Origin of the sequence: Spirillospora sp. NPDC047279, assembly GCF_040643285.1 — a bacterium.
Classification (GTDB): Bacteria; Actinomycetota; Actinomycetes; order Streptosporangiales; family Streptosporangiaceae; genus Spirillospora.
Map to the genome: position 1 here is coordinate 166194 of NZ_JBEYUA010000019.1, position 25776 is coordinate 191969.

General features: G+C 72.4%; 22 protein-coding genes and 1 rRNA gene. 14 read left to right on the forward strand and 9 right to left on the reverse strand.

The window, feature by feature from the left end; all coding sequences use genetic code 11:
* Positions 1-20: 20 nt before the first annotated feature.
* The 3 genes from ABZ810_RS38440 to ABZ810_RS38450 all read left to right on the forward strand — a co-directional run bounded on the left by ABZ810_RS38440 (position 21) and on the right by ABZ810_RS38450 (position 3233).
* Entirely contained in the window at positions 21-392 is a 372-nt protein-coding gene (locus ABZ810_RS38440) for a VOC family protein (protein WP_358411804.1), read from the forward strand.
* Between the two features lie 172 nt (positions 393-564).
* The gene (locus tag ABZ810_RS38445) at positions 565-2079 is read left to right on the forward strand and encodes a hypothetical protein (protein ID WP_358411806.1); all 1515 of its coding nucleotides are present in this window, start codon (positions 565-567) and stop codon (positions 2077-2079) included.
* Complete coding sequence (locus ABZ810_RS38450; protein WP_358411808.1) at positions 2076-3233, forward strand: hypothetical protein; 1158 nt, start codon at positions 2076-2078, stop codon at positions 3231-3233. The genes ABZ810_RS38445 and ABZ810_RS38450 overlap by 4 nt, the downstream gene beginning before the upstream one ends.
* A gap of 20 nt (positions 3234-3253) precedes the next feature.
* Here ABZ810_RS38450 and ABZ810_RS38455 read toward each other — a convergent pair whose 3' ends face one another.
* The gene (locus ABZ810_RS38455) at positions 3254-4072 is read right to left on the reverse strand and encodes a PIG-L family deacetylase (RefSeq protein WP_358411809.1); all 819 of its coding nucleotides are present in this window, start codon (positions 4070-4072) and stop codon (positions 3254-3256) included.
* Positions 4073-4154: 82 nt separating this feature from the next.
* Positions 4155-5015 carry a class II glutamine amidotransferase gene (locus ABZ810_RS38460; RefSeq protein WP_358411810.1) on the reverse strand — a complete coding sequence of 287 codons (861 nt, stop codon included), beginning with the start codon at positions 5013-5015 and terminating at the stop codon, positions 4155-4157.
* Between the two features lie 83 nt (positions 5016-5098).
* Between ABZ810_RS38460 and ABZ810_RS38465 the strand changes: the two genes are divergently transcribed.
* From ABZ810_RS38465 to ABZ810_RS38475, 3 genes are all read left to right on the forward strand, one after another.
* Positions 5099-5599: an HAD domain-containing protein gene (locus ABZ810_RS38465; protein WP_358411812.1), complete on the forward strand. Its 501-nt coding sequence runs from the start codon at positions 5099-5101 to the stop codon at positions 5597-5599.
* 121 nt (positions 5600-5720) lie between these two features.
* Positions 5721-6734, forward strand: coding sequence for a methyltransferase (locus tag ABZ810_RS38470; protein ID WP_358411814.1), 1014 nt, complete (start codon positions 5721-5723; stop codon positions 6732-6734).
* An 88-nt stretch (positions 6735-6822) separates the two neighbouring features.
* Entirely contained in the window at positions 6823-7584 is a 762-nt protein-coding gene (locus ABZ810_RS38475; RefSeq protein WP_358411816.1) for an SDR family oxidoreductase, read from the forward strand.
* 21 nt (positions 7585-7605) lie between these two features.
* Here ABZ810_RS38475 and ABZ810_RS38480 read toward each other — a convergent pair whose 3' ends face one another.
* Positions 7606-8232 carry a CoA pyrophosphatase gene (locus ABZ810_RS38480; RefSeq protein ID WP_358411818.1) on the reverse strand — a complete coding sequence of 209 codons (627 nt, stop codon included), beginning with the start codon at positions 8230-8232 and terminating at the stop codon, positions 7606-7608.
* Between the two features lie 132 nt (positions 8233-8364).
* On the opposite strand from ABZ810_RS38480, the gene ABZ810_RS38485 reads away from it, so the two are divergent.
* Together ABZ810_RS38485 and gltX are read left to right on the forward strand one after the other, a co-directional pair.
* Positions 8365-8946 carry a TIGR03086 family metal-binding protein gene (locus tag ABZ810_RS38485; protein ID WP_358411820.1) on the forward strand — a complete coding sequence of 194 codons (582 nt, stop codon included), beginning with the start codon at positions 8365-8367 and terminating at the stop codon, positions 8944-8946.
* Between the two features lie 22 nt (positions 8947-8968).
* Positions 8969-10363 (forward strand): glutamate--tRNA ligase, encoded by a 1395-nt coding sequence (gltX, locus tag ABZ810_RS38490; RefSeq protein ID WP_358411822.1) that lies wholly within the window; start codon positions 8969-8971, stop codon positions 10361-10363.
* A 60-nt stretch (positions 10364-10423) separates the two neighbouring features.
* On the opposite strand, the gene ABZ810_RS38495 is transcribed toward gltX, so the two are convergent.
* The 3 genes from ABZ810_RS38495 to ABZ810_RS38505 all read right to left on the reverse strand — a co-directional run bounded on the left by ABZ810_RS38495 (position 10424) and on the right by ABZ810_RS38505 (position 16777).
* Positions 10424-11527 (reverse strand): sulfite exporter TauE/SafE family protein, encoded by a 1104-nt coding sequence (locus ABZ810_RS38495; protein ID WP_358411824.1) that lies wholly within the window; start codon positions 11525-11527, stop codon positions 10424-10426.
* Between the two features lie 122 nt (positions 11528-11649).
* A complete protein-coding gene (locus tag ABZ810_RS38500; RefSeq protein WP_358411826.1) occupies positions 11650-12390 on the reverse strand; it encodes a response regulator in 741 nt (246 codons plus the stop codon).
* 106 nt (positions 12391-12496) lie between these two features.
* Entirely contained in the window at positions 12497-16777 is a 4281-nt protein-coding gene (locus ABZ810_RS38505) for a HAMP domain-containing protein (RefSeq protein WP_358411828.1), read from the reverse strand.
* A 310-nt stretch (positions 16778-17087) separates the two neighbouring features.
* Between ABZ810_RS38505 and ABZ810_RS38510 the strand changes: the two genes are divergently transcribed.
* The 3 genes from ABZ810_RS38510 to ABZ810_RS38520 are packed head-to-tail and all read left to right on the forward strand — an operon-like array spanning position 17088 to position 20294.
* Complete coding sequence (locus ABZ810_RS38510) at positions 17088-19547, forward strand: SpoIIE family protein phosphatase (protein ID WP_358411830.1); 2460 nt, start codon at positions 17088-17090, stop codon at positions 19545-19547.
* 31 nt (positions 19548-19578) lie between these two features.
* Complete coding sequence (locus tag ABZ810_RS38515) at positions 19579-19914, forward strand: STAS domain-containing protein (RefSeq protein WP_358411831.1); 336 nt, start codon at positions 19579-19581, stop codon at positions 19912-19914.
* 11 nt (positions 19915-19925) lie between these two features.
* Entirely contained in the window at positions 19926-20294 is a 369-nt protein-coding gene (locus ABZ810_RS38520; protein ID WP_358411833.1) for an ATP-binding protein, read from the forward strand.
* A gap of 69 nt (positions 20295-20363) precedes the next feature.
* Here ABZ810_RS38520 and ABZ810_RS38525 read toward each other — a convergent pair whose 3' ends face one another.
* Positions 20364-21710: a class II 3-deoxy-7-phosphoheptulonate synthase gene (locus ABZ810_RS38525; RefSeq protein ID WP_358411835.1), complete on the reverse strand. Its 1347-nt coding sequence runs from the start codon at positions 21708-21710 to the stop codon at positions 20364-20366.
* A 198-nt stretch (positions 21711-21908) separates the two neighbouring features.
* Positions 21909-22895: a sigma-70 family RNA polymerase sigma factor gene (locus ABZ810_RS38530; RefSeq protein WP_358411837.1), complete on the reverse strand. Its 987-nt coding sequence runs from the start codon at positions 22893-22895 to the stop codon at positions 21909-21911.
* Between the two features lie 130 nt (positions 22896-23025).
* Here ABZ810_RS38530 and trxA point away from each other — a divergent pair, with 130 nt between their 5' ends.
* Positions 23026-23379: a thioredoxin gene (gene trxA, locus ABZ810_RS38535; RefSeq protein ID WP_358411839.1), complete on the forward strand. Its 354-nt coding sequence runs from the start codon at positions 23026-23028 to the stop codon at positions 23377-23379.
* A gap of 92 nt (positions 23380-23471) precedes the next feature.
* Positions 23472-24296 (forward strand): putative RNA methyltransferase, encoded by an 825-nt coding sequence (locus ABZ810_RS38540; RefSeq protein ID WP_358411841.1) that lies wholly within the window; start codon positions 23472-23474, stop codon positions 24294-24296.
* Here the strand turns inward: ABZ810_RS38540 and ABZ810_RS38545 are convergent.
* Positions 24234-24953, reverse strand: coding sequence for a hypothetical protein (locus ABZ810_RS38545; protein ID WP_358411843.1), 720 nt, complete (start codon positions 24951-24953; stop codon positions 24234-24236). The two genes, ABZ810_RS38540 and ABZ810_RS38545, sit on opposite strands and share 63 nt — an antisense overlap.
* Positions 24954-25686: 733 nt before the next feature.
* On the opposite strand from ABZ810_RS38545, the gene ABZ810_RS38550 reads away from it, so the two are divergent.
* Positions 25687-25776, forward strand: a 16S ribosomal RNA gene (locus ABZ810_RS38550); the annotation flags it as partial.

Sequence of the window (25776 nt, forward strand, 5' to 3'; positions counted from 1 at the left end):
CGCGGGGCGACGATGCGGGCATGAGCGAAACCACAGGAACACACCGCCAGACCGTCTACCCGCTGGTCAGCTACGCCGACCCCGTCAAGGCCATCGCGTGGCTGGAACGCGCCTTCGGCTTCGTCCCGCACCAGATCTCCAAGGACGACGACGGCAGGATCGTGCACATCGAGATGCGCGCCGGCACCGACATCTTCATGATCTCGGAGGCGCCGCCCGGCGGCGCCGGGCTCTACGTCGCCGTGGACGACCCGGACGCCCATCACGACCGGGCCGCGGCGGCCGGGGCCGAGATCACCGCGGGCCTCGCCGACAAACCCTACGGCTCCCGCGACTACGCGGCCCGCGACCTGGAGGGCAACGACTGGTACTTCGGCACCTACCGGCCATGATCGCCATCGGCGGAAATCGGGGCGAAAGTCGGGGCCCGCGGTGTTAGCGTCGTGGCGCCGGCCGCGGGACTCCGGTGCGACTTCCGGAAACCGCCTGTAAAGCGATCATTCGCAGCTCGTGCCCTCATTCCCCGGCCGGCACCCGCACCACCCGCCCGGACCGTGGAAGGCCATGACCGAGACGTTCGCGGACCTGATCGCCTGCGAGGACGTGCTGATGTTCGTGAACGCGGCGACCACGTCCACCGGGCAGCGGGAGTTCCGGCACGACGAGGGGGAGCAGCGGCTCTCGCTCGGCTTCCTGCACGCCTACATGCTGGAGAACTACCGGGCGCTGTACGCGGCGGCGCTGGCCCTGGACATCAACGACCACAACGCCGCGCTCATCGTGCGCAACCTGCTCCGCGGGGCGGCGGCCGTGGACGTCGAGACCAGGCGCGCCGAGGGCCGCCTGATCGCCCGGCGGCTGGTGCTGCTGCCGCCCCAGCGCGTCTACCGGCTCTTCCGCGACCTGCGGCGGGCGGGCGTCAACAACCGCCGCACCCGCGCCATCATGCGCGACTGGCTGGCGGCGCGGCCCGACCTGGCGTTCGACGCGGTCAAGTACCGCGCCGGCGTCAAGCGCACGGTCCGGCACGCGCACCTCGGCCTCGACCGCGAGACCGGGACCTTCCTGTTCGCCCCGCGCGCACGCAAGGCCTACGACCGGCCGATCTTCGAGTCCTGGCGGCGGGCGCATCACGACCAGCGGGCGGTCTACGAGCTGCCGTTCACGGTCGCCGAGGGGTTCGCCGCCAAGCACGGCATCCCGCGCGCGGTCTTCCTCGAACGCATCGAGCCGCGGCTCACCCGGCTCGAACGCCTGCGCCTCCAGGAGCACGCCAGGAAGGCCAAGGTCGCCTCCGTCGAGGCCGACCTGGGCGCCATGCCGCTCACCCGGCTCGCCACCTACGTGCTCTCCCTCCCGCTGGACGAACGTTCGGAGCGGCGCGCCGAGCTGACCGGCTCGCTGCGCACCGCCGCGCGCCGCACCGCGGGCGCGCGGGCGGGCACCTGGGGACGGGTGGCGGCGGTGCTGGACGACAGCTTCTCCACGACGGGCTCCGCGCAGAAGCGGCGGCGCCCGCTGGCGGTCGCGCTCGCGGGCCACCACCTGCTGGAGGCGCTCGCGGCCGAGTACGCGCCGCTGTGGACCTCGGGCCGCGTGGACGCGCTGATGCTCTACCCGTTCGGCCCGACGCCGCTCGGCGAGCGCATCCTGGACGCGCTCGACACCGCCCCCGACCGGCTGGTGATCATCTCCGACGGGTGGGACAACGCCCCGCCAGGGCTGGCGGCCGAGGTGCTGCGCGTCTGGCGGACACGGCTCGACCCCGCCCGCCGCGTCGCCGTCACCCACCTCAACCCGGTCTACGACGCCGACGACTTCGATGTGCGCAGGCTCGCGCCGACCGTGCCCACCGCCGGCGTGCGCGACGCCGAGAACATCCCCGCCCTGGTGGAGCTGGCGCGCTTCGCCGAAGGCCGTTCCGGGCTCGCCGAGCTGCGAGCCCACCTCGACGACCAGGTCGCGCGCTTCCTGGCCGCGCCGGCGCCAGAGGCGGCGGACGCGCCCGCGCTGTCCGCGGAGGCGGCGGATGCCGGCTCGGGCCCGGGGGCTTCTGCAAGCGCGGGAGCGGGCGGATGAACTGGCTGGAACGCAGCGGGCTGCGCACCCGCCCGGCGCAGAGCTGGGGCTCGGTGCGGCTCGTGCCCCTCGTCCGCGACGAGCCGATCCCAGGGCTGCGGCTCGACCGCCGGGTGTACGGCGACGAACCGTCGGTGGTGGCCGTCGGCGACGGCACCGGCTACGTCTCCTACATCCCGCACGCGTTCGTCGCCGTCTGGAGCGACGGCGAGGGCCCGGCCGCCTCGTACGGCACGCGGCTGCTGGACAAGGACGACCGGGGCATGGCGCCGCCGAGTATGCCGATCAGGGTTCGGCGGCGGATGGCCCGCCGGGTCGCCAAGGACCGGCTGCGGTTCCTGCCGCTGCACATGGCGATCGAGGGTTACCTGGCGCTGCACTTCCGCGGGCCGGAGATCGCGTGGGCGGAGTGGTCGCGGCGGGCGCTGGCGCACGGGCTGTCGCCGCGCTGCGAGGAGACCTACAGCGGCGCCCGGGTGCGCGGCCTGGAGGACGCGCTGCGGATCTTCGAGGCCCATCCGGACCAGTGCGGCGTGCTGGTCTACGTGGCCGACGCGCTGGCGAGCGCGTTCGTCGTGCCGCACCCCGACGACTACCGGGCGCTGCACGCGACGCTGGTCGAGGACCTCTTCGGCGAGATCGTCTACCAGTACGCGCTGCTCACGCTCGGCACCCTCGACCTCGGCGTCCCTCTCGAGGACGCCTCGGTGCGCTCGCTGGGCGACCTGCGCGCCGCGGCGGCGCGGGCCCGCACGGAGTGGGCCGGCTTCCACGACGAGCACATGGCGGGCGGGCTCGTCCAGGACGGCGAGTCGCACGAGACCGTCCAGCACCTGCGCGGCTTCGAGCTCAGCCGGTCGCTGCCGCCGTTCGCCCTGCACCGGGAGAACCACATCCGCGAGTCGATCACCGGTGAGGACGGGCGCGTCGCCTACCTGAAGAGCTTCCGCCTGTCGGAGGCGCAGATCCGCAGGGGCCACCTGCTCACGCGGCTCGCCGCGCACGAGTGGCACCTGGCGGCGACCGCCGGGGCCCTCGGCATCGGCGAGGGCGCGCTGGGGCTCAGGCTCGAACGCGCCGGCTTCGGCCACCTCCTGCGCCAGGACGTGCTCGACCACTACCGCGCCGAGGCCCGCCGCGAGCCCGTGACCTGAACCCGTGGCCAGAGGACGCCCTAGGGGCGCAGGCCGGCGAAGAGGTCGGTCTCGGTGCCGTCGGGCACCGGCACGTGGCCGAAGTGGCGCACGAAGGTCTCCGTCCCGTACACGATCTGCTGGATCTCCTCCGGCAGCCGGAGCAGGAAGATGTTCTCGCCCTGGCTGGCGTGCGCCTCGAGCGCCTTGCGCTTGCGGTCGGAGTACGGCGAGACGTCGAGCACGCTGGTGATCAGCTCGTCGGGGGTGCCGAAGTCGTCGTCGGGGTCGAAGCCGGGGTCGACGCCGGTCTCCTTGAGGTGGTCGAGGAGCGTCCGGATGCCCGACCGGGGCACGGCGGTGAAGTAGAGCTTGCGGGGGATGCCGGTGCGCTCGGAGGCCGCGATCGCGATGTTGTGCGCCTGGATGTGGTCGGGATGGCCGTAGCCGCCGTTCTCGTCGTAGGTGACGACCACCTGCGGCCGGTAGTGCTCCATCAGCGCCGCCAGCCGGCCGGCCGCCTGATCCAGCGGGACGTTGGTGAAGGCCGCCGGGTCGTGGTTGGTGTCCCAGCCGACCATGCCCGAGTCGCGGTAGCCGAGCAGCTCCAGGTCGCTGACGCCCAGCAGCCGCACCGACTCGTCGAGCTCGGCCAGCCGGCGCCGGGCGACCTCGTCGGCGTCGTGACCCTCCATGCCGGGTTTCACACCGTTGGCGTCGTCGCCCTGCTCGCCGTTGGTGCACGTCACCAGGACGGTCCGGATGCCCTCGGCGGCGCAGCGGGCCAGCAGGCCGCCGGTGGGGAGGACCTCGTCGTCGGGGTGGGCGTGGACCGCCATCAGCGTGAGTTCGTGATCCATGGGCCCGGGGCTCCTCGCAAGCGGTGATCGTCCGACGCGGCCCACTCTACGAGCCGGGTCGGACGGTCCGTACCGCCGAGGGTCACGCCTGGGAGACCGCCTCCGCCGCCGACAGGTCCTCCGCCCGGACGGGGTGCGCCGGCGGATCGAACGGGAAGATCGACGCGGCGTCCAGGCCCTCGACCACGAGCAGTTCGCCGGGCGCGAGCAGGCGCCACTCCGGGTCGTCGTTCATCGGCTCGCTGGCGATCACGTAGGCCGGTGTCGTGCCCGCCGAGCCGTTCGCCCCGGCCACGTCCAGGCTGCCGGGCTCGTGACCGGACGCCAGGTGGAGCTCCCCGAAGCCGCCCAGCGCCGGGTGCAGCACCCACAGCTCGTTCGGCTCGGGATAGCGCAGCGCCCACAGGCGGCGCGGCTCGGCCAGGAGCAGGTTGAGCGCGTAGACCGGAAGCTCGGCGGCGATGCGGCGGACCGCCGCGATCAGCCCGGCCGTCGTGTCGCCGTGCCGCCGGATCTCCGCGCTGATGTAGGCGAAGACCAGCTCCGAGTCGGTCTGGCCCTCCATCAGCGCCCGGTCGACGTCGGTCAGCCACGAACCGAGGACGTCCAGGGCCTGCACCACGCCGTTGTGCGCGAACAGCCGGTCGTTCATGTCGAACGGGTGGGCGTTGTGCACGGTGACGGCCCCGGTCGAGGCGTACCGCACGTGCGAGACGAACGTGTGCGACACCACGTTGCGGGCCTCGGAGGCGAAGTCGCTGTTGGCGTAGGCGGCGATGGGCGCCCGGTCGCGCACCGGCTCGTCACCGAGCGAGAACCAGCCGAGGCCGGTGCCGTCCGGCATCCGCCTGCTCTGCGCCTGGAGGCTCTGCGGGGCGTCCAGGAGCCAGAACGTCGCCCGGACCCGCTGCCCGCCGGTGGTCATCCCGAACAGTCGGCACATGCGGCCCACGATGACGCACGCACCGGGCGCCGCGACAGCCCCGGGGGAGCGCGAACCGGCCGGATCGCTGTACCGTCCGGTATATGGGGTCGCCGCTGGTGCTGTTGGACGTCGACGGCGTCCTCAATCCGTTCTCCCGGCCGCATCGCGGCTACCGCCGCCACCGGTGCTCACCGAACGGCATCACCTACCGCCTGTGGCTCAACGCCCGGCACGGGCGATCGCTGCTGCGGCTCGTGGAGGACGGCGGCGCCGAGCTCGCGTGGGCCAGCTACTGGTGCGCCCACGCGAACGAGTGGATCGCCCCGCGGATCGGCCTCCCCGAGCTCCCGTTCGTGCCGATCCCGGTGTTCCCCGGGGTGGAGGAGGGCATGACGCTCGGGGCGTGGAAGGCGCGCCACGTGGCCGCCTGGACGCGCGGCCGGCCGTTCGTGTGGTTCGAGGACGAGCCCGACGCCACCGCGTGCATCGCCGCCGAGACCGGCATCGGCGAGCATCTCCTGGTCGCCATCGACTCCCAGGTCGGCCTCACCGACGACCACCTCGACCGGGCCCGGGAGTGGCTGCGCTCCCTCGCGGGCTGAGCCAGGGCCCGCCTTCGCCGGGCCGCCGGGGGCCGCCGCCGAGAGGTCCCATTCGTCCAATACGGCCAGGCCGGCACCTGCCTAACGTCGCTCTCGTAGGACCTGACGAGAGGAAACGACGATGGCGCGCTCACCCTTGCTCGACCTGACGTTCGGCTACATGCCCGCGCAGCTGCTGTACGCGGCGGCGGAGCTCCGGCTGGCCGACGCGCTCGCGGACCGGACCCGGCCGACCGGAGACCTGGCGGCCGAGACCGGCACGCGGCCGGAGGCGCTCCGCCGCCTGCTGCGCGCGCTCACCTGCCTCGGCGTGACGACGCAGGAGGGTCCGGACGAGTTCGCGCTCACCGAGGCCGGGCGGCGCCTGCGCGGCGACGCGACCGATTCCGTCCAGGGCCTGGTCGAGCTGTTCTGCGGGCCCGAGGTATGGCGCTCCTGGGGCGATCTGGTGGAGACGCTGCGCACCGGCGAGCCCGCGTGGGAGCGGGTCACCGGGACGACCTCGTTCCAGTACTTCGAATCCCACCCCGAGGAGGCGGTGACGTTCAACAAGGCGATGTCCGAGCACACCCGCGAGGTGGCGCCCGCCATCATCGGCGGGTACGACTTCACCCGGTTCGGCGCCATCGCAGACCTGGGTGGCGGCGACGGCACGCTGCTCGCCGCGCTCCTGCGCGCGGTGCCCTCGGCGCGCGGGGTGCTGTTCGACCTGGAGGCGGGGCTGAACGAGGCGGACGTGACGCTGAAGGCCGCCGGGGTCGCCGACCGGTGCGAGCGGGTCGCCGGCGACTTCTTCGAGAGCGTGCCCGCCGGCTTGGACGCGTACGTGCTCAAGAGCGTCATCCACGACTGGGACGACGACAGGTCCGCCGCCGTCCTGCGCAGCGTGCGGAAGGCCGCGGGCGCGGACGCCAAGGTGCTGCTGCTCGAGACCGTCATGCCCGAACGGGTCACCCCGGAGAACGGCGGCGTCACCCTCAACGACATGAACATGCTGGTCTGCACCGGCGGGAGGGAGCGCACCGAGACGGAGTTCCGGGACCTGCTCGACGCGGCGGGGTTCGAGCTCACCGCCGTCGCAGGCCCGCTGCTCCCCTCCAACTACAGCGTCGTCGAGGGGACGCCGAAAACCTGAGCGCACTTTGTAAGGGGGTGCTTATGTCCGGTCGGCGTCCTCGGGCAGGATGGGAACGCGGATCACCACCTGATGAAGGAGCCCCCCGATGAGTTCACTCGCCGGACGCGTCGCCCTGGTCACCGGCGGCAGCCGCGGCATCGGCCGTGCGATCGCGCTGGCCCTGGCCGCCGACGGCGCCGGGATCGTCATCGCCTACCGGCGGGACGAGGAGTCGGCGCGCAAGGCGGTCGCCGACATCGAGGCCCTGGGCGTCACCGCACGCGCCTACCAGGCGTCGGTGGACCGGGTCGACGACTGCCGCGCCCTGGCCGCCTCCATCGAGGCCGACCTCGGGCGGCTCGACGTCCTGGTGCACAGCGCCGGCATCGCCAGCCGCGGCCAGAGCGTCGCCGACACCGACCCGGCCGAACTGGCCCGCGTCCTCGGCGTGCACGCGTTCGGCCCGCACCACCTCAGCCAGGCGCTGCTGCCGCTGCTGCGCCGCGCGGACCGCGGCGACATGGTCTTCATCTCCAGCGTGATCACCGGGATCTACCCGGCGTTCAGCGGCCCGTACGCGATGGGCAAGGCCGCGATGGAGGCGCTCGCGCACACCCTGGCGAAGGAGGAGCGGGGCAACGGGATCCACGTCAACATCGTGGCGCCCGGGCTGGTCGACACCGAGATGGGCCAGCGGCTGGTCAAGGCCACGCTGGGCGTCGACGACATCCGGCAGCGGGACGCGGCCTCGCCGTTCGGGCACGTCTGCTCGCCCGAGGAGGTCGCCGACGTGGTGCGCTTCCTGGTCTCCGAGGGCGCCTCCTACGTCACCGACCAGCGGATCGTGGTCGACGGCGGCACCTTCTGACCTCGCGTCCCGACGGGACGCTCACCTGCTGGTCCAGTCGGGCTGGACGAAGTCGGCGACCCTGGCCTCCCGGCCCAGCAGCACGACCTCGCGGAACTGCCACAACATCGCCCCGGTGGGGGCGTGCACCAGCCATGCCGGACCCAGCCTCATCTGCAACATCCGGCCGCCGCCGAGCTGCGGCACCCAGCGGGGGGTGTCGTCGGCGGCGAGCCGGTCCAGGGTCACCTCGTGCACGGAGTGCACCTCGTCGGGGCTGGGGCTCAGCGGCCCCGGGTCGGCGAGGGCCACCACGAACGGGGTGATCGCGAACCCGGACGACGCGGGGAAGTCGTCCAGCCGCCCGAGCACGTCCGCGGGCTCCGCGATGAGCCCGATCTCCTCGTTCAGCTCGCGGAGCGCCGCCTGCTCCGGCGTCTCGCCGTCGTCGACCCGGCCCCCGGGCAGGCCCCACTGGCCGGCGTTGCGGCCCCGGTACGCCCGCTTGATCACGATCACCGAAGGCTCGTCCGCCGCCGGCACCACGCACACCACCACCGCGGCCCGGCGCAGGCCCGGCGCGTCGGGGACCTCGGTGTGGGAGAAGGCCGCCAGGCGGCGGGCGGCGAGCTCCCGGAAGGCGGGCAGCCCGGCGAGGGGTTCGCTCATGGGCCGATCCTCTCAGGCGGCGCCGTGTCGCGTTTCTTCAAGACGGCCGGGCTCCCTCGGGATAGCTTTGGATCAAACGTTCGAAGACGGCCTGACGGCCCAGGTCAACCAGTCGATCATGAGGTGAAGATCATGGAGATGCGAGCGCTGATGATGCCCGCGGCGGAGGCGGCGACGCGGATCGTGCGGGCGGTACCGGACGAAGCCCTGACGGCGCCGACCCCGTGCCCGGACTGGGACGTGCGAGCGACGATCAACCACCTGATCTTCTGGACCGGCCACGGCGCCACCGCCGCCGGCAAGGCCCAGCCGCCGGAGGGCCCGGGGGAGGAGCACGACTTCGTCGCAGACGGCGACTGGGCCGGGACCTACGCCCGGCTGGCGCGCGAGAGCGCCGAGGCGTGGTCGAAGCCGGAGGCGTGGGAGGGGAACACCAGCCTGACGGGCTCCCAGCCGGGCATGCCCGCGGCGATGATCGGCGGCATGCTGCTCAGCGAGTACGTCCTGCACGGCTGGGACCTGGCCGTCGCCGCCGGGGTGCCCTACGACGTCCCGCAGGAGGTCGTCCAGGCCGCCTACGACCACATGGTCCCGACCGCCGAGATGGGGCGCCAGTACGAGGCGTTCGGGCCCGAGGTGGCCGTGCCCGAGGACGCGCCGGTGCTCGACCGGCTGCTCGGCCTGTCGGGGCGTAATCCGGATTGGAAGGCGTGAGCGAGGCTCTAGGCTTGTCCGCATGTCTTCCACGTCTTCGATCCGTGTACGTTTCGCCCCTTCGCCCACCGGCATGTTCCACGTGGGCGGGGCGCGGTCGGCCCTCTTCAACTGGGCCATGGCCAAGCAGGCGGGCGGGACGCTGGTACTGCGGATCGAGGACACCGACGCCTCGCGCAACAGCCCGGAGTGGACCGAGGGCATCATCCGGGCGCTGGCCTGGCTCGGCATGGACGGCGGGGAGTACGAGGGCCCCTACTTCCAGTCGGCCAACGCCGACAAGCACGCCCGGGCCGCCCGCACGCTGCTCGACCAGGGCCGCGCCTACTACTGCGACTGCACGCGCGAGGCCGTGATCGCCCGGACCGGCGACCAGAACCGCGGCTACGACGGCTTCTGCCGCGACCGCGGCCTGGAGCCGGGGCCGGGCCGCGCGCTGCGCTTCCGGACGCCCGACGAGGGCCAGACGGTCGTCGTCGACCTGCTGCGCGGCAAGCCCGTCTTCGAGAACGCGGTCCTGGAGGACTTCGTCATCGCCCGCGCCGACGGCTCGGTCACGTTCCTGCTGGCCAACGCCGTGGACGACATGAGCCAGGGCATCACGCACGTGGTCCGGGGCGAGGAGCACCTGTCCAACGCCCCCAAGCAGCAGCTGCTGTGGGAGGCGCTGGGCGGCGAGCCGCCGGTCTGGGCGCACGTCCCGGTCATCGTCAACGAGCAGCGCAAGAAGTTGTCCAAGCGCCGCGACAAGGTGGCGCTGGAGGACTACCGGGCCGAGGGCTACCTGGCCGAGGCCATGCGCAACTACCTGATGCTGCTCGGCTGGGCGCCGTCCGACGACCGCGAGATCGTGCCGTGGAGCGTCATGGTCGACGAGTTCCGGATCGAGGACGTCAACACCTCGCCCGCGTTCTTCGACGTCAAGAAGCTGCGGGCGATCAACGGCGAGTACATCCGGGCGTTGCCGGTCGAGACGTTCACCGCCGAGTGCCTGCCCTTCCTGGAGGAGGCGCCGTTCGGCTACGACCCGGCGGTCTTCGACCAGTTCGCGCCGCTCGCGCAGACCCGGGTGGCGGTGCTGTCGGAGATCGTGCCGATGGTCGACTTCGCCTTCCTGGACGAGCCGCCGTTCGACGAGCAGTCCTGGAACAAGGCGATGAAGGAGCCCGCGGCCGAGATCCTCGCCGCCGCCGAGGAGGCCTACCGCGACGCACCGTGGGAGGCCGAGGAGCTCAAGAACCGGCTGGAGCAGGTGGGCGCCGCGCGCGGCCTCAAGCTCGGCAAGACCCAGGCGCCGGTGCGCGTCGCCGTGACCGGCCGCACGGTGGGCCTCCCGCTGTTCGAGTCGCTGGAGATCATCGGCCGGGAGCGGACGCTGGCCCGCATCGCCGCCGCCCGCGCCAAGCTGGCCCCCTGATCCGCCCGATCCGCCCGATCCGCCCGATCCGCCCGATCCGCCCGCGGGCCGCCCGGCGGCTCACCGGAAGGTGATCGCCCCGGGATAGTGGCCGGACGCGCACACGAAGCGCATCCGGCCCGGCCCCGGCCTGCCGAGATCCAGCCGGGTCTCGCCGTCGACCGGCAGCACCACGTCCAGGTCGCGGGCCGGGAGGGTGAACGCCCGGGTGTGGCCGCGGGTGTCCTGGGTCCGCAGCACCAGCACCGTGGGGACGCCCGCCCGCGCCGTCACGCGCGCGGGACGGTACCCCTGGTCGAGCGCCCAGACGGTCACGATCTGCCGCCCCGCCACGTCCGTGCTGACGAACGGGGCCGCGTCGGCGGCGGGCGCGGTGCCGCCGCTCTGGGGGAGCCAGCCGCCCAGCCGCAGCCCGGAGAGCGCCGTCCAGCCCGCCACGGCCAGCAGCACGACCGCCGGCAGCGCGGTCAGCCGCCCGCGGAGCACCGCCATGACCCGGCCGAGCGTGAGGCCGATCAGGCCGAACATCGGCGCCGTGCCGAGCACGAAGCCCGCCATGACCGCCGCGCCGGCCGGAGCGGACCGGGAGGAGACCGCCAGCAGCTCCGCGGTCAGCGTCAGCCCGCACGGCACCAGGACCGTGGCCGCGCCCAGCGCCACCGGCCCGCGCAACCGGGCTCGCCGCCCCGGAGGAACGCAGTGCCCCGCCGCGCCCGCCCCCTTCCCGGGCACGGCCGTCCCCTCCGTGGGCGGCGTGCAGAGCGCCCCTCCGGGCAGCGTGCCGGTCGTACCGCCGGGCATCGTGCCGGTAGCCCCATCGGGTGGGGTGTCGGCTGGGCGGCGGCGTTCGGGGGTCAGGCGCCGAGCTGGGGAGACGCCGAGCAGATCCAGCGCGAACAGGACGAGGACGAGGGCGGCTGCCACCAGCAGCGCCCCGCGGATCCGCGGCCCCGGTTGCAGGACGCCGCCCAGCAGGCCCAGCGCCGCCCCGAGGACCGCGTGCGCGGCGAGCTTGGACGTGAGGAAGGCCGCGATCGGGCCGATCCGGCCGGGCGTCGACCGGACGGCACCGGTCAGCAGCCCCAGCTGCACGGCGGCGCAGGTGGTGGCGCCCGCGAGCAGCCCGGTGCCCGCACCGGCCAGGAACAGCGCGGCGGTGTCCATGTGGTGCCACCTCCGCAGCGGGACCGTCCCCGGAGCAGGCGGCCACCATGCGAGACCGCTGGGTAGCCGTGGGTGTCCGGCGGGGTTCCTTCAACACCCGGCGAGGGTTATGGACAGGATCGTCAGGCTGTGGACTGCGCCTCGCCTCCGGCGGCGGCGTCCGCGCCGGTGCCGTTGGAGGCGCCCCCGGGGCTCTCCTCGCCGTTCGGCTTGGGCCCGGGCGTGCCGGGCAGCGCCGAGCGCACCTCGCCGACCATCCGGTCGAGCTCCTCGAACTCGGGCCGCAACGCCGGCGGGACCCGCTCGACGAGCGTCGCGACGTGGGCCTCCAGCGAGTCGAGCCGTGCCTCCGCCTCCGACCCGGCGCCGAGGTCGTCGGGGCCGGTCTCGGGCGTGCGGGTCTGGAGCAGGGCCGCCTGCTCGCGCAGCAGGGCCGCCTGCTCCCGCAAGAGGCTGGTCTGCTCCTGGAGCTGCTTGTTCTTGTTGTGCAGCTCGACGAAGACCGACACCTTGGCGCGCAGCACCCACGGGTCGAACGGCTTGGAGATGAAGTCGACCGCCCCGGCGGCGTAGCCGCGGAAGGCGTAGTCGGGGTCGCTGTTGACCGCGGTGAGGAAGATGATCGGGAGGTCGCGGGTCTTCTTGCGGCGTTTGATGTCGCGGGCGGTCTCGAAGCCGTCCATGCCGGGCATGACGACGTCGAGCAGGATGACGGCGTACTCGTCGGTCAGCAGCGCCTTGAGCGCCTCCTCGCCTGAGCGGGCCCGGACCAGGTCCTGATCGAGCGAGCTGAGGATCGCCTCCAGCGCGATGAGGTTCTCCTCGCGGTCGTCCACGAGCAAGATCTTCGCCTTGTCGTCCACGCGCGATCTCTCTCCGATTCGTGTCCCTGCCCTGCTGCCCGGCGTCCCGGGCATGGTCCGGTCGTCCGCGGCGGTCCCCATCATCCGCGCGTCCCTGCCCTTCTTCCTAGCGGACGGTCGAGGGTTGCAGCCAGTTCCTCATCACGTCCAGGAGATGATCGACGTCGACCGGCTTGGGCACGTAGTCCGAGGCCCCCGACGCCAGGCTCTTCTCCCGGTCGCCCTTCATCACCTTGGCGGTGATCACCACGATGGGCAACTCGGCGAACTGCGGCATCTCACGGATCGCCGCCGTCGTCGCGTAACCGTCGAGGCCCGGCATCATCACGTCCATCAGGACCAGCGCGACGTCGGGATTGCGGTGCAGGACGTCGATCCCGGCCTGGCCGTCCTCGGCGTACAGGACGTCCATCCCGTACCCCTCGAGAACGCTGGTCAGGGCGAAGACGTTGCGCACGTCGTCGTCCACGATCAGGACCTTGCGGCCCGACAGGACGGTGTCGAGGAAGTCGGCGGGCGGCTCGTCCAGCAGCCCGGTCAGCGTCGGCTCGGGCTCGCCGGTGCGCGACGCCTTGCCCGGGTCGTCGATGGGCAGGCCCGGCTCCCCCTGGCCCGCGCCGATCATCGGCGGCAGGCCGGAGCCCGCCCGCGACCCGCCGCCGTCGGCGATCGCCCTGGCCACGCCGCTCGTCAGGCCGGCGGACATCCCGTTGCCGGTGGGCACCGGCTCGTCCAGCGGCATGCCCGTCCGGCGCCGGCCGTCCGGCTCGGTGTACTGGGCGGGCAGGTAGAGCGTGAACACGCTGCCCTGGCTCAGCTCGCTCGCCGCGTGGATCTCGCCGCCGAGCAGCCGCGCGATGTTGCGGCTGATCGACAGGCCGAGCCCGGTGCCGCCGTAGCGGCGGCTGGTGGTCCCATCGGCCTGCTGGAACGCCTCGAAGATGATCTGGAGCTTGTCCTCGCTGATGCCGATGCCGGTGTCGACCACGCGGAACGCGATCACGTCCGGCGTGTCCCAGAGGGCGGGCAGCGTGAAGTCGATGTCGCCCGCCCGCTCGATGCGCAGCTCCACCTCGCCGTTGGAGGTGAACTTGACCGCGTTCGACAGCAGGTTGCGCAGCACCTGCTGGAGCCGCTGCTCGTCGGTGTTGAGGGTGGCCGGGACCTGCGGCGCCACGTGGACGTCGAACTCCAGGCCCTTGTCGATCGCCAGCGGCCGGAACGTGGCCTCGACGTAGTCGACCAGGCTGGACACCGGCAGCCGCTGCGGATGCAGGTCCATCTTGCCCGCCTCGACCTTGGCCAGGTCGAGGATGTCGTTGATCAGCTCCAGCAGGTCGGTGCCGGACTCGTGGATGGTCTTGGCGAACTCGACCTGCTTGTCGGTGAGGTTGCCGCCGGGGTTCTCCGACAGCAGCTTGGCCAGCACCAGCAGGCTGTTGAGCGGCGTGCGCAGCTCGTGCGACATGTTGGCCAGGAACTCGGACTTGTAGCGCGAGGAGATGGCCAGCTGCTCGGCGCGCTCCTCCAGCGTGCGCCGCGCCTGCTCGATCTGGAAGTTCTGGATCTCGATCGCGCGGTTCTGCTGGGCCAGGAGGGCGGCCTTCTCCTCCAGCTCGGTGTTGGAGTGGCGAAGCTCGCCCTGCTGGCGCTGCAGCTCGTCGGACCGTTCCTGCAGCTCCTGCGCCAGCCGCTGGGACTCGGAGAGCAGCGCCTCGGTGCGGGTGTTGGCGCTGATCGCGTTGAGCGTGACGCCGATGGTCTCGATCAGCTGGCTGAAGAACGCCAGGTGCACGTCGCTGAACCGGCTGAACGAGGCGAGCTCGATCGCGCCCAGCACCGCGTCCTCGAAGATGATCGGCAGCACGATGATGTTGACCGGGGCGGCCTCGCCGAGCCCCGATCCGATCTTGACGTAGCCGGCCGGCGCGTCGGTGATCAGGATCGTCCGGCGTTCGAGCGCGGCCTGCCCGACCAGGCCCTCGCCCAGCGCGAACCGCAGCCGCCCGGTGCGGCCCTTCTTGACGCCGTAGCCGGCGATGAGCGCCAGCTCGGTCTCCTCGGCGGCATGCTCGGCCAGGTAGAACGCGCCGTACTGGGCGCTGGCGGTGGGCGTGAGCTCGGTCATGATCAGCTCGGCGACCTGCATGAGGTCGCGGTGGCCCTGCATGAGCCCGCCGATCCGGGCCAGGTTGGTCTTGAGCCAGTCCTGCTCCTCGTTGGCGCGGGTGCTCTCGCGCAGCGTCGCGACCATGAGGTTGATGTTGTCGGTGAGCTCGGCGACCTCGCCGCGCGCCTCGACCGCGATGTTGCGGGTCAGGTCGCCGCGGGCGACCGCGCTGGCCACCTCGCCGATCGCCCGCACCTGGGTGGTGAGGTTGCCGGCCAGCTCGTTGACGCTCTCGGTCAGCCGCTTCCAGGTGCCGGACACGCCCTCCACCTCGGCCTGGCCGCCCAGGCGGCCCTCGCTGCCCACCTCGCGGGCCACACGGGTGACCTCGGAGGCGAACGAGGAGAGCGTGTCGACCATGGTGTTGAGCGTGGTCTTCAGCTCGAGGATCTCGCCCTGGGCGTCGACGTCGATGCGCCGGGTCAGGTCGCCGTGCGCGACCGCGGTCGCCACCTGGGCGATGTTGCGGACCTGGTAGGTCAGGTTGGACGCCATGCCGTTGACGTTGTCGGTCAGGACCTTCCACGTGCCGCCCGCGCCGGGCACGACCGCCTGGCCGCCCAGGCGCCCCTCGGTGCCGACCTCGCGGGCGACGCGGGTGACCTCGTCGGCGAACGCCGAGAGCGTGTCGACCATCGTGTTGATGGTGTCCTTGAGCTGGAGGATCTCGCCCTGCGCGTCGACGGTGATCTTCTTGCCCAGGTCGCCCTCCGCGACCGCGGTGGTGACCTGGGCGATGTTGCGCACCTGGGTGGTGAGGTTGTTGGCCATCGAGTTGACGTTGTTGGTCAGGTCCTCCCACACCCCGCTGACGCCGGGGACGCGGGCCTGGCCGCCCAGGCGGCCTTCGGTGCCGACCTCGCGGGCGACGCGGGTGACCTCGTCGGCGAACGCCGAGAGCGTGTCCACCATCTGGTTGACGGTGTCCTTCACCTCCAGGATCTCGCCCTGCGCGTCGACGGTGATCTTCTTGGTCAGGTTGCCCTCGGCCACGGCCGTGGTGACCTGGGCGATGTTGCGGACCTGGTAGGTCAGGTTGGACGCCATGCCGTTGACGTTGCTGGTCAGGTCCTTCCAGACGCCGCTGACGCCGGGGACGCGGGCCTGGCCGCCCAGGCGGCCTTCGGTGCCGACCTCGCGGGCGACGCGGGTGACCTCGTCGGCGAACGCCGACAACGTCTCGACCATCTGGTTGACGGTCAGCTTGAGCTGGAGGATCTCGCCCTGCGCGTCGACGGTGATCTTCTTGCCCAGGTCGCCCTCGGCCACCGCGGTGGTGACCTGGGCGATGTTGCGCACCTGGGACGTCAGGTTGTTGGCCATCGCGTTGACGTTGTCGGTCAGGTCCTTCCAGACCCCGCTGACGCCCCGCACGTTGGCCTGGCCGCCCAGCTGGCCCTCGGTGCCGACCTCGCGGGCGACCCGGGTCACCTCGTCGGCGAACGCCGACAGCTGGTCGACCATCGTGTTGACGGTGAGCTTCAGCTCCTGGAGCTCACCGGACGCCTCGACCGTCACCTTGCGGGTCAGGTCACCCTTGGCCACCGCGGTCGTCACCTCGGCGATGTCGCGGACCTGGGAGGTCAGGCGGCCCGCCATCGCGTTCACGGCCGCCGTCACGTCCCGCCAGCGGCCGGACGTGCCGCGCACCGGCGCCTGCCCGCCCAGGCGGCCCTCGGTGCCGACCTCGCGGGCGAACTGGGTCACCTCCCAGGTGAACCGGTCGAGCAGATCGACCATGCCGTTGACCGACTTGGCCATGCGCAGCAGCTCGCCCCGCATCGGCCGGCCGTGCACGCGCAGCTCCATGCGGCGGGTGAGGTCGCCGGCCGCCACCGCCTCCACCACGTCGAACATGCCGGTGGCCAGGTCGGTCAGCTTCTCCAGGCTCGCGTTGGCGTCCTCGATGGTCGAGGACCAGGCGCCCTTCTGCGCGCCGAGCGTGATGCGTCCCTGGAGGTGTCCCTGGCCGATCTCCCGGCGGACGCGGCCCAGCCCGGAGGACAGATGCGCGGCGTTCTCGGCGATCTCCCCCAGGAGCGCCCCCGCCCGGGCCACGGCGCCCTCGCCCCCGACCTCCATGTCCGCGTCGAGCCTGCCGTCGCGCACGGCGCTCAGCGCCCGCAGCAGCGGCTCGAGATCGGCGTCGCTGTAGCGCGGCGTCGTGTCGGCGGACGACCTGCCCTCGCGGTGAGGGCGAAGCTCGTTACGCGGCATGCTCTTCATCCTCCTGGCCCGCGAATCGGGGTGCCCGGGGACCAGGACACCGCATCAGGCCCGTATCTGTACTCTACGTCGCCACAGCTCGGAGATCCCTGCTGCCGGGCACCGTATCCCCCCGGCGGAGGGCGTGCGGGCACTCCAGACCCGCCCGGTCGCGCCTGTAGTCTTCGTGTTACGGTCTGTCGAGTCGTGGCGTTCACGACCGCGTCGGCCCGGCCCCCGTGCCGGGTGCCCCACCCCTACGCCAGGGCTCGCCCGCGCGAGCCTGGCCGAGTGGTCGGCAGGTCTGTCACGATAGCCAGGATTGGCGTACATCCGGTTCGAGGTGAGGACGACGACGTTGGAACGGCAGGCGGTCTCGGCCACCTTCCCGTCCGCCGCGACCTCGGTGGCGGACGCCCGCCGCTTCGTCCGGCGCACCCTGGCCGAGTGGGGCATGGACGAGGCCTCCGACGACGCCGTTCTGGCCACCAGCGAGCTGGCCACCAACGCGGTCACCTACGCCGGCACCTCGTTCGAGGTCGCCTGCCGGTTGGCCGACGGCCAGATCCAGGTCGAAGTACGTGATCTACATCCCACCCGCGGCATCGCCATGCCCGGCCTCAACGCCTCCAGTGGCCGCGGGCTGCCGTCCATCGCCCGGCTGGCCGCCTCCTGGGGCGTCACCTACGAGGGCCGCACCAAGGGCGTGTGGTTCCGGCTGCCGCAGCCCAGCGTCAACGGCATGGCCAACGGCGGCGTCAACGGTGCGCCGGCCGCCTTCGCGGGCCCCGGCGAGGAGCAGGGGGTCACTGAGGCGGCGCGTACGGCCGAGCAGGGCCCCCACCCCGCGCAGGACGTCATCGACCTCGGCGCGGCGGACGTCCGCCGCGACGGTTCCGCCCCAGGCTCCGGCCCGGGCGGCGCCCGTACGGCCGACGCCATGATCGAACGCTCGGAGGCCGCGCGGCGAGCCGCCGGACCGGCGGGCGGCGGCCTGGACGCCGGCATGGGGATGGGCATGGGCACCGGTGCCATGGCGGCCGCCACCGCGGGCGTGCCGCGTCCCGGCCAGGAGATGCCCGTGGCCGGCGACCGGGTGCTGCGGTCCCCGGCCGCCCTGGAGGCGCTCGAGGACGCTCTCACGGCCGTACGGGACGCGCTGGGGGCCGAGGCCGCCGCCGTCCTGCTGACCGAACGCGACGGGAGCCTGGTCATGGGCGCCTCGTCGGGGCTGCCCGACGAGCTGGCGTTCGGTGATCTCTCGCTTGCCAGCCTGGGCCCCGCGGTCCGCGGCGGGCCCTGGGTGTCGAGCGACTCGGCCGACCCGATCGCGGCCGCGCTGCGCGCCCGGTCCGTGGCCGCCGCGCCGATCGAGGCGCAGGGCCGCTTCACCGGGCTGATCGTGGCCGTATCCGGCGAGTCCGGGCGTTTCACCGAGCCCGACGGCGTGCGGATCGGCCGGATCGCCGACGAGACGGCGCTCACCCTCGAAAAGGCCAGGATCGGGGAGCTGGAACGGTCCTGGCGGGGCTGGCTGAGCTTCGTCGCCGAGGCGAGCGACCTCCTGGCCGGCACCCTCGACCAGGAGCGCACCATGGCGCTCGTCGCCCAGCTGGTGGTCCCGCGGCTCGCCCAGTGGTGCGCCGTCTACACCGGCGGCGAGGGCGATCCGTCCGGGCTGGCCTACGTCTGGCACGCCGACGAGACCCAGGCCGACGGGCTCCGCGACCTGCTCGAGCACGCCGACCTGGCGCCGTCCATGGACGCGCCGGGGCCCTGGCACGGCCTCACCACCGCCCCGCCCGACGTCCGCGCCGCCGCCGGGGCCACCGCCGCCGACCAGGCGTACGCGTTCCCGCTGATCGCCCGCGGGCGCCGGATCGGCACGATCGTCATCGGCCGCCCGCACGGCGACCGGTTCCCGCGCAGCGCCATCGAGCTCGCCGAGGAGCTGAGCCGGCGCGCCGCCCTGGCCGTCGACAACGCCCGCCTCTACTCCGCCCAGACCGCGATGAGCAGCGCCCTGCAGCGCAGCCTGCTGCCGCCCGGGGTCCCCGACATCCCGGGCCTCGAGGTCGCCGTGGTCTACGAGCCGGCGGGGGAGGGCAGCGAGGTCGGCGGCGACTTCTACGACGTCTTCGAGACCACCGCGCGCGCCGACGACCCGTTCCCCGGGCACGGCACCGCGCCGCCCTCGGCGTCCCGCTGGCGGTTCGCGATCGGCGACGTGTGCGGCACCGGCCCGGAGGCCGCCGCCGTCACCGGCCTGGCCCGGCACGCACTGCGGATCCTGGCCGCCGAGGAGATGTCGGTCCCGGACGTGATCGCCCGCCTCAACCGGCTCATCCTCGGCGAGGGCGAGCGCGGGCGGCTGCTGACGCTCCTGCACGGCGAGATCAAGCCGCGGCCGCGCCGCGACGGCGTCACGATCAGGCTGACCAGTGCCGGTCACCCCCCGCCCCTGGTGCTCGACCCCGACGGCTCGGTCCGCGACGTGGCCTCGCCGCAGCCGCTGCTCGGCGTCTTCGACGAGGTCGACTTCCATACCGACACGGTGGACCTGCGTCCCGGACAGGTGCTGCTGTGCGTCACCGACGGCGTCACCGAGCGGCGGGCCGGCGCCCGCCTGCTCGGCGACGGGCACGGCCTCGAACGCCTTCTGGCCGGGTGCACCGGCCTCAGCGCGGGCGCCGTGGCGGCCCGTATCCAGCGGGCGGTGCGGGACTTCGGGCCCGAGCCGTCGAACGACGACGTTGCCCTGATAGTTCTCCGGGCGTCATGATGAGACTCAGCAATCAGTAAGGTGGGGTGGCGTGGGGCTTGCCTTGCACACGACTCGACAGGACGGCCGCGCGACGATAGCCGCGCGCGGCTCCATCGACCTGCACTCGTCCGACGAGTTGCGGGCGCGGCTGACCGAGCTCGTGGACGCGGGAGAGCGAGAGGTGATCGTCGATCTCACCGCGGTGGACTTCTGTGACTCCTCCGGCCTCAACGTCCTGGTCCGCGCCTACAAACACGCTCGTGCCCAGAACGCGACCCTCACCGTCACCGGTGCCTACGGCCGGGTCGAGAACGTTCTGCGCACCACGGGCCTCGATCGATTCCTGATCGGCGGCACCGCGACCGACGGATCCCCGGGCCGATAGTGGCGGACGACATGACCGAGACCACGCTCCGAGCAGCCCCGCAGACCGAGGCCGTCGAATACGCGCGACGCCTCGCCGCGCGCACGATGCGCGCCTGGTCGCTGATCGACCGGGAGGAGCTGGTCACCGCGATCGTGGCCGAGCTCGTCGCCAACGCCGTCCTGCACGCCGGCACCGCGCTGGAGCTGCGGCTGCTGCGCGGATCGGGCCGGGTCCGGGTCGAGGTGCGCGACCGCGCCACCCAGATGCCGCGGCTCACCGTTCCGGGCCCGCTGGACGAGTCCCATCGCGGGCTGTTCATCGTCGACCGTTTCTCCAGCTCCTGGGGGGCCGAGCCGGTCACCGGCGGCAAGGTCGTCTGGGCGGAGGTCTCCGTCTGACGGCGGCGGCCCCCGACCCCGAGCCGTGCGGCTCAGGACCAGGGGCCGCGACGCGCCGGCCAGGTCGGGTCAGGTGGTCTTGCGGTAGAGCTCGGCCACCATGAACGCCAGGTCGAGGGACTGGCCGCGGTTGAGACGCGGGTCACACGCGGTCTCGTACCGCTGGTGCAGGTCGTCCTCGTTGATCACGGTGCCGCCTCCGACGCACTCGGTCACGTCGTCGCCGGTGAACTCGATGTGGATGCCGCCCGGGTGCGTCCCGAGCGCCCGGTGCACCTCGAAGAAACCGGCGACCTCGTCCAGCACGTCGTCCAGGCGCCGCGTCTTGTGGCCGCTCGCCGCCTCCCAGGTGTTGCCGTGCATCGGGTCGCAGATCCACGCCACCGGGGCGCCGCTGCGCGTGACCTTCTCGATCAGCGGCGGCAGCGCGTCGCGGATCTTGCCCGCGCCCATCCGGGTGACGAACGTGAGCCGGCCCGGCTCGCCCTCGGGGTTGAGCCTGTCGATCAGCGCCAGCGCGTCGTCGGCGGAGGTCGTCGGGCCCAGCTTCACGCCGATCGGGTTGCGGATGCGGCTCAGGAAGTCCACGTGCGCCCCGTCCAGCTGCCGGGTGCGCTCACCGATCCACACGAAGTGCGCCGACACGTCGTAGGGCAGGCCGCTGAGGTGGTCGATGCGGGTCATCGCCCGCTCGTACTCCAGCAGCAGCGCCTCGTGGCTGGAGTAGAACTCCACGCTGTGGAACTCGTCGGGGTTGGCCCCGCAGGCCTTCATGAACGTCAGCGCGCGGTCGATCTCCCCGGCGAGCTGCTCGTACCGGCGGCCCGCGGGGCTCTGCGCGACGAAGTCCTGGTTCCAGGCGTGCACCTGCCGAAGGTCGGCGTAACCGCCCTTGGTGAACGCGCGGCACAGGTTCAGCGTGACCGCCGAGGCGTGGTAGGCCTTGAGCAGCCGCCACGGGTCGTTGCGCCGCGAGTCCGCGTCGAAGTCGAACCCGTTGACCGCGTCGCCCCGGTACGCCGGCAGCTCCACGCCGCCCCGCACCTCGGTCGGCTTGGAACGGGGCTTGGCGTACTGCCCGGCCATCCGGCCGATCTTGACCACCGGCACGCTGGCGGCGTACGTGAGCACGACCGCCATCTGCAGCAGGGTCTTGAGCTTGTTCTTGACCGCGTCGGCGTTGGACCCCTCGAACGTCTCGGCGCAGTCGCCGCCCTGCAGCACGAACGCCTCGCCCCTGGCGACCTCCGCCAGGCGTTCCTTGAGCTGGTCGCACTCACCCGCGAAGACGAGCGGAGGCTGCCTGGCCAGCTCGGCGGCGGCCGCCGCCAGCTCGGCGGGCGAGTCCCATTCGGGCTGCTGGAGGGCGGGGAGGGCGCGCCACGCGTCGAGCTCCCCCATGAAGTCTGTGGCCATCGAGTAGTACCTGCACTGGTAGGTGATGCGCTTGTCTGATTGGACGCCCGGAATCGTCCCATGGTTGGGACGCCCTCCGTGTCAGGCCCGAGGCTATGCCACCGGGCGCCGCGTACACCCGCCATCCGCGCGAGACAGGCGAACGGCGGCCCCGGTAGGGACCGCCGTCCATGGTCGTGCGGGGGATCGCCGGCGGGGTCAGGCCGCCTTGCTGCTCACGGCCTCGGCCGTGAGCAGAGCGGCGCGCCTCCCGGTCAGGTCCGCCTCGCCCGCCAGCTGCCGCAGGCGCCGCAGCGAACGGTCGGTGATCTGCCGCACCCGGTTGTGGCTCAGGCCGTAACGGGCGCCGATCTGGGCGTACGAGAGGGGCTGGCCGCTGTCCATGCCGAACCGGGCCCGCAGGATCGCCGCCTCGCGCTCCGGCAGCCGTTCGAGGAGGCGGCCCAGGCCCTCGATGTCGTCCAGGGCCATGACCTCGGCCTCGGGCGTGACCGCGTCCGGGTCCTCCAGCAGGTCGCCCATGGACGTCTCGCCGGCGTCGTCCACCGTCGCGTCCAGGCTGGCCGGGTCGCGCCGCCAGCGCAGGAGCTCGTCGACGTGCTCGGGCTCGGCGCCCACGGCCTCGGCCAGCTCCTCGCGGGTGGCCTCGCGGCCCAGCTCACGGCTGAGCTGCCGTTCGGCGCGCCGCAGCCGGGAGAGCTCCTCCTCCACGTGCACGGGCAGCCGGATGGTCCGGGCGGTGTGGCTCAGGCCCCGCCCGATGGCCTGCCGGATCCACCACGTCGCGTATGTCGAGAACTTGAATCCGCGGCGGTAGTCGAACTTCTCCACCGCGCGCATCAAGCCAAGGTTGCCTTCTTGAATGAGGTCGATAAGGGGCAACGAGTCGGTGGGGTACTTGCGCGCGATCGAGACGACGAGGCGCAGGTTGGCCTCGACGAAGCGCTGCTTGGCCCGCAGGCCCGCCTCGACCAGCTCCTCGAGCTCGTCCCGGGTCACGCCCTCGTGCGGCGTCCCCTGCTCGAGCAGCTGTTCGGCGTACAGTCCCCCTTCGATCGCCTTCGCCAGATCGACCTCCGCCACCGCGTCGAGCAGCGGGGTACGGCCGATCCGGTCGAGGTACGCCCCGACGAGGTCCTTGTCGGGGGTGTCGACCCTGTCACCCTTGGTACGGGTTGCAGCCATCCTGACCCTTCTCCGGTGCGATCTCCCTAGGAGGAGAACGCTCATTACAGCCTCGTGATTCCCAGTTGCGGAATACTCCGGAGCCGTGCACCGCTCTAGGACCTGATACCCCGACCGAGGAGAAAACGACATGGCGACGGTCACACTGACCGCGGACAGCTTCGACGATGTGGCCCAGGGCGAGGGCATCGTCCTGGTGGACTTCTGGGCGGCCTGGTGCGGCCCGTGCCGTCGATTCGCACCGGTGTTCGAGAAGTCCGCCGGGAAGCACGAGGACATCACGTTCGCCAAGGTCGACACCGAGGCCGAGCCGGAGCTCGCCGAGCGATTCAAGATCGCCTCGATCCCGACGCTCATGGCGATCCGCGACGGCGTGATCGTCTTCGCCGAGCCGGGCGCGCTGCCCGAGCAGGTGCTGGAGAACGTGATCGAGCAGGTCCGCGGCCTCGACATGGACGACGTCCGCAGCCGCATCGGCGCCTGACCGCCGCCAGCCCGGCCCGACCGCCCAACGGCCGCCGCCACAGGGCCGTGGTGGTCGTTCATCGGGGCGGCGGGGTGGCCGATGATGGACGGGTGCTGGCAGACGTCGTCGAACACCTGATGTGCCCGCTGTGCGGGACCGATCTCGTGCTGGAGGAACGCGCGCTGCGCTGCCCGTCCCGGCACTCCTTCGACATCGCCAAGCAGGGCTACGCGAACCTTCTGCCGGGCGACGCGCGCACCGGGACCGCCGACACCGCCGAGATGGTCCGGGCCCGCGAGGCCTTCCTCGGCGCCGGGCACTTCGCCCCGGCGGCGCAGGCCCTCGCAGGGCGGGCCGACGGCGGGCGCGTGCTCGACGCGGGCGCGGGGACCGGCTACTACCTGGCCGCCGTCCTGGAAGTGCGGCCGGACGCGGTGGGCCTGGCGCTGGACATCTCCAAGTACGCGGCGCGGCGTGCCGCGCGCGCCCATCCGCGCGCCGGCGCCGCCGTGGCCGACCTGTGGCGGACGTTGCCCGTGCGGAGCGCGAGCATGGACACGATCATCAACGTGTTCGCGCCCCGCAACGCGGCGGAGTTCCGGCGGGTGCTGCGCCCCGGCGGAGCACTCCACGTCCTGACTCCCTCGGCACGCCACCTGGACGCGCTCGTCGAGCCGCTCGGGCTGCTCTCGGTCGACGGGGAGAAGGGCGAGCGCATGGAGCACGCTCTCGGCGGCCACTTCGAGCCGGACGGCCGGGAGGCCCTGGAGTACGAGGTCGAGCTGGGCCGCGCCGACGTGCTGACGCTCGTGGGCATGGGCCCGAGCGCGCACCACGTGCCGCCCGGGGAGCTCGCGGCGCGGGCGGAGAAGCTACCCGACCCGGTCCGGGTCACCCTGTCGTTCGTGCTGTCGGCCTTCCGCCCGCGGCGGTAGGGCCGTCGAGACCAGCTCGAGCACCACCTGGGGAACGTCGCCGTGCTCGAGGGCCGGAACGTCGGTGACGTCGTACCTGAAAGACGCCGAGACCGAGCGGGCCACGCCGGTCAGCAGCACTCGCTGGAGAGCCTGGCCCGCCCTGAGCCATTCGGCGGGGGAGGACCCGCGCGTGGTGAGCACGGCCGGCCGCACGTCCGCGCCGGCCGGGCCGAGGGTGTGCAGCGTGGCGCCTTCGAGGCGGGCGGCCTCGCCCAGCTCGTTGAGCACCGGAAGCGGCGGCGGACCGCCGGCGGCGGGCCTGCGCGCCGCGAACGGCTTGAGAGTCGCGGCGAACAGCAGGCGCTCCGCGCGCGTCACCCGATGACGCCCCGCCAACCGTACGGTGGCCAGGAGCGTGGGACGCTCGGCGTCCGGGAGCAGGCGCACGACCGCCTCGTGGCCGAGCTGGGCGGCGGCGAGCCGCAGATTGACCAGTGCGGCGCCGCAACTGAGATGGAGCCCTCGCCCGGCCGGGTCGTGCCGGGGCCGCAACCGCGCCGGATCCGCCAGCACCTCGATGGCTCCCGGCGCCACCGTGAAACGCCAGGCATGAACGTCGTGAATCGTGGGGCCCATGGTGGCCGCGACGACCCGTCGCTCCGCCGAAGTGTTCAACGGATCCCCTCTCCTGACAGCCGTCGCGGGCGCGGCTGAGCGAACCGTACCGCAATGTGAAGTGGCACACGTAGTGCGTGACCTGCGAAGTTTCTGGTTCTCGATGCGGGCTCGTCCACAGGGGAGACGAAAGTCGCGCGCGTGATCAGGGGGAGTCGAGGGCCTCGATTTGACGCTTTGGATGGGCGCGCTTAATGTCATCCGTGCCCCGAGGGATGCGGGACGCCGCAAGGCGGACGGCCCCGGGGAGTCCAGATCGGAAAAACCGGTTCGAGCGTCGCTCGGGCTGATGTACGATGGCCTGGTCAGCCCGGAACGGGGTGCAGGACACCGCAAGGTGGCCGACCCGATGGGCACTCCTACAGGACGAGCTACAGATCTTGGATCTGCCGCGCCGTCGTGTGGGAACTGATTCCGTCTCTCGAGTCACATCGATCCTTCGCCAGGGTCAGTTTGACAAGGGAGTTGAATCAAGTAAGTTTGAAGAGTTGCCCCGGAGTCAGCCGCCGCGAAAGCGGGGGTTCGGCGCGGTGGGTGTCCGTTTCTTGAGAACTCAACAGCGTGTTAAAAGCCAGTGCCTTTATAGATCAGGCTGTGTGCCTGGTCTCCCCGTGGCTGTGACTTTCGGGTCATGGTTGGGGATTTCTTTGAGGCAAGCGATCCTTGGATCGCATTGCTGGGATTTTCTTCAAGGTTTGGCAGCCTGGGTTCGCTCCCGGGTTGTCGTGTGGCCTTAATGGAGAGTTTGATCCTGGCTCAGGACGAACGCTGGCGGCGTGCTTAACACATGCAAGTCGAGCGGAAAGGCCCCTTCGGGGGTACT

What these genes read in the sequence shown, in the direction of transcription:
- ABZ810_RS38440 (WP_358411804.1), top strand. Translation starts at nt 21, where the DNA reads ATGAGCGAAACCACAGGAACACACCGCCAGACCGTCTACCCGCTGGTC.
- ABZ810_RS38445 (WP_358411806.1), top strand. Translation starts at nt 565, where the DNA reads ATGACCGAGACGTTCGCGGACCTGATCGCCTGCGAGGACGTGCTGATG.
- ABZ810_RS38450 (WP_358411808.1), top strand. Translation starts at nt 2,076, where the DNA reads ATGAACTGGCTGGAACGCAGCGGGCTGCGCACCCGCCCGGCGCAGAGC.
- ABZ810_RS38455 (WP_358411809.1), bottom strand. Translation starts at nt 4,072, where the DNA reads ATGGATCACGAACTCACGCTGATGGCGGTCCACGCCCACCCCGACGAC.
- ABZ810_RS38460 (WP_358411810.1), bottom strand. Translation starts at nt 5,015, where the DNA reads ATGTGCCGACTGTTCGGGATGACCACCGGCGGGCAGCGGGTCCGGGCG.
- ABZ810_RS38465 (WP_358411812.1), top strand. Translation starts at nt 5,099, where the DNA reads ATGGGGTCGCCGCTGGTGCTGTTGGACGTCGACGGCGTCCTCAATCCG.
- ABZ810_RS38470 (WP_358411814.1), top strand. Translation starts at nt 5,721, where the DNA reads ATGGCGCGCTCACCCTTGCTCGACCTGACGTTCGGCTACATGCCCGCG.
- ABZ810_RS38475 (WP_358411816.1), top strand. Translation starts at nt 6,823, where the DNA reads ATGAGTTCACTCGCCGGACGCGTCGCCCTGGTCACCGGCGGCAGCCGC.
- ABZ810_RS38480 (WP_358411818.1), bottom strand. Translation starts at nt 8,232, where the DNA reads ATGAGCGAACCCCTCGCCGGGCTGCCCGCCTTCCGGGAGCTCGCCGCC.
- ABZ810_RS38485 (WP_358411820.1), top strand. Translation starts at nt 8,365, where the DNA reads ATGGAGATGCGAGCGCTGATGATGCCCGCGGCGGAGGCGGCGACGCGG.
- gltX (WP_358411822.1), top strand. Translation starts at nt 8,969, where the DNA reads ATGTCTTCCACGTCTTCGATCCGTGTACGTTTCGCCCCTTCGCCCACC.
- ABZ810_RS38495 (WP_358411824.1), bottom strand. Translation starts at nt 11,527, where the DNA reads ATGGACACCGCCGCGCTGTTCCTGGCCGGTGCGGGCACCGGGCTGCTC.
- ABZ810_RS38505 (WP_358411828.1), bottom strand. Translation starts at nt 16,777, where the DNA reads ATGCCGCGTAACGAGCTTCGCCCTCACCGCGAGGGCAGGTCGTCCGCC.
- ABZ810_RS38520 (WP_358411833.1), top strand. Translation starts at nt 19,926, where the DNA reads ATGACCGAGACCACGCTCCGAGCAGCCCCGCAGACCGAGGCCGTCGAA.
- ABZ810_RS38525 (WP_358411835.1), bottom strand. Translation starts at nt 21,710, where the DNA reads ATGGCCACAGACTTCATGGGGGAGCTCGACGCGTGGCGCGCCCTCCCC.
- ABZ810_RS38530 (WP_358411837.1), bottom strand. Translation starts at nt 22,895, where the DNA reads ATGGCTGCAACCCGTACCAAGGGTGACAGGGTCGACACCCCCGACAAG.
- trxA (WP_358411839.1), top strand. Translation starts at nt 23,026, where the DNA reads ATGGCGACGGTCACACTGACCGCGGACAGCTTCGACGATGTGGCCCAG.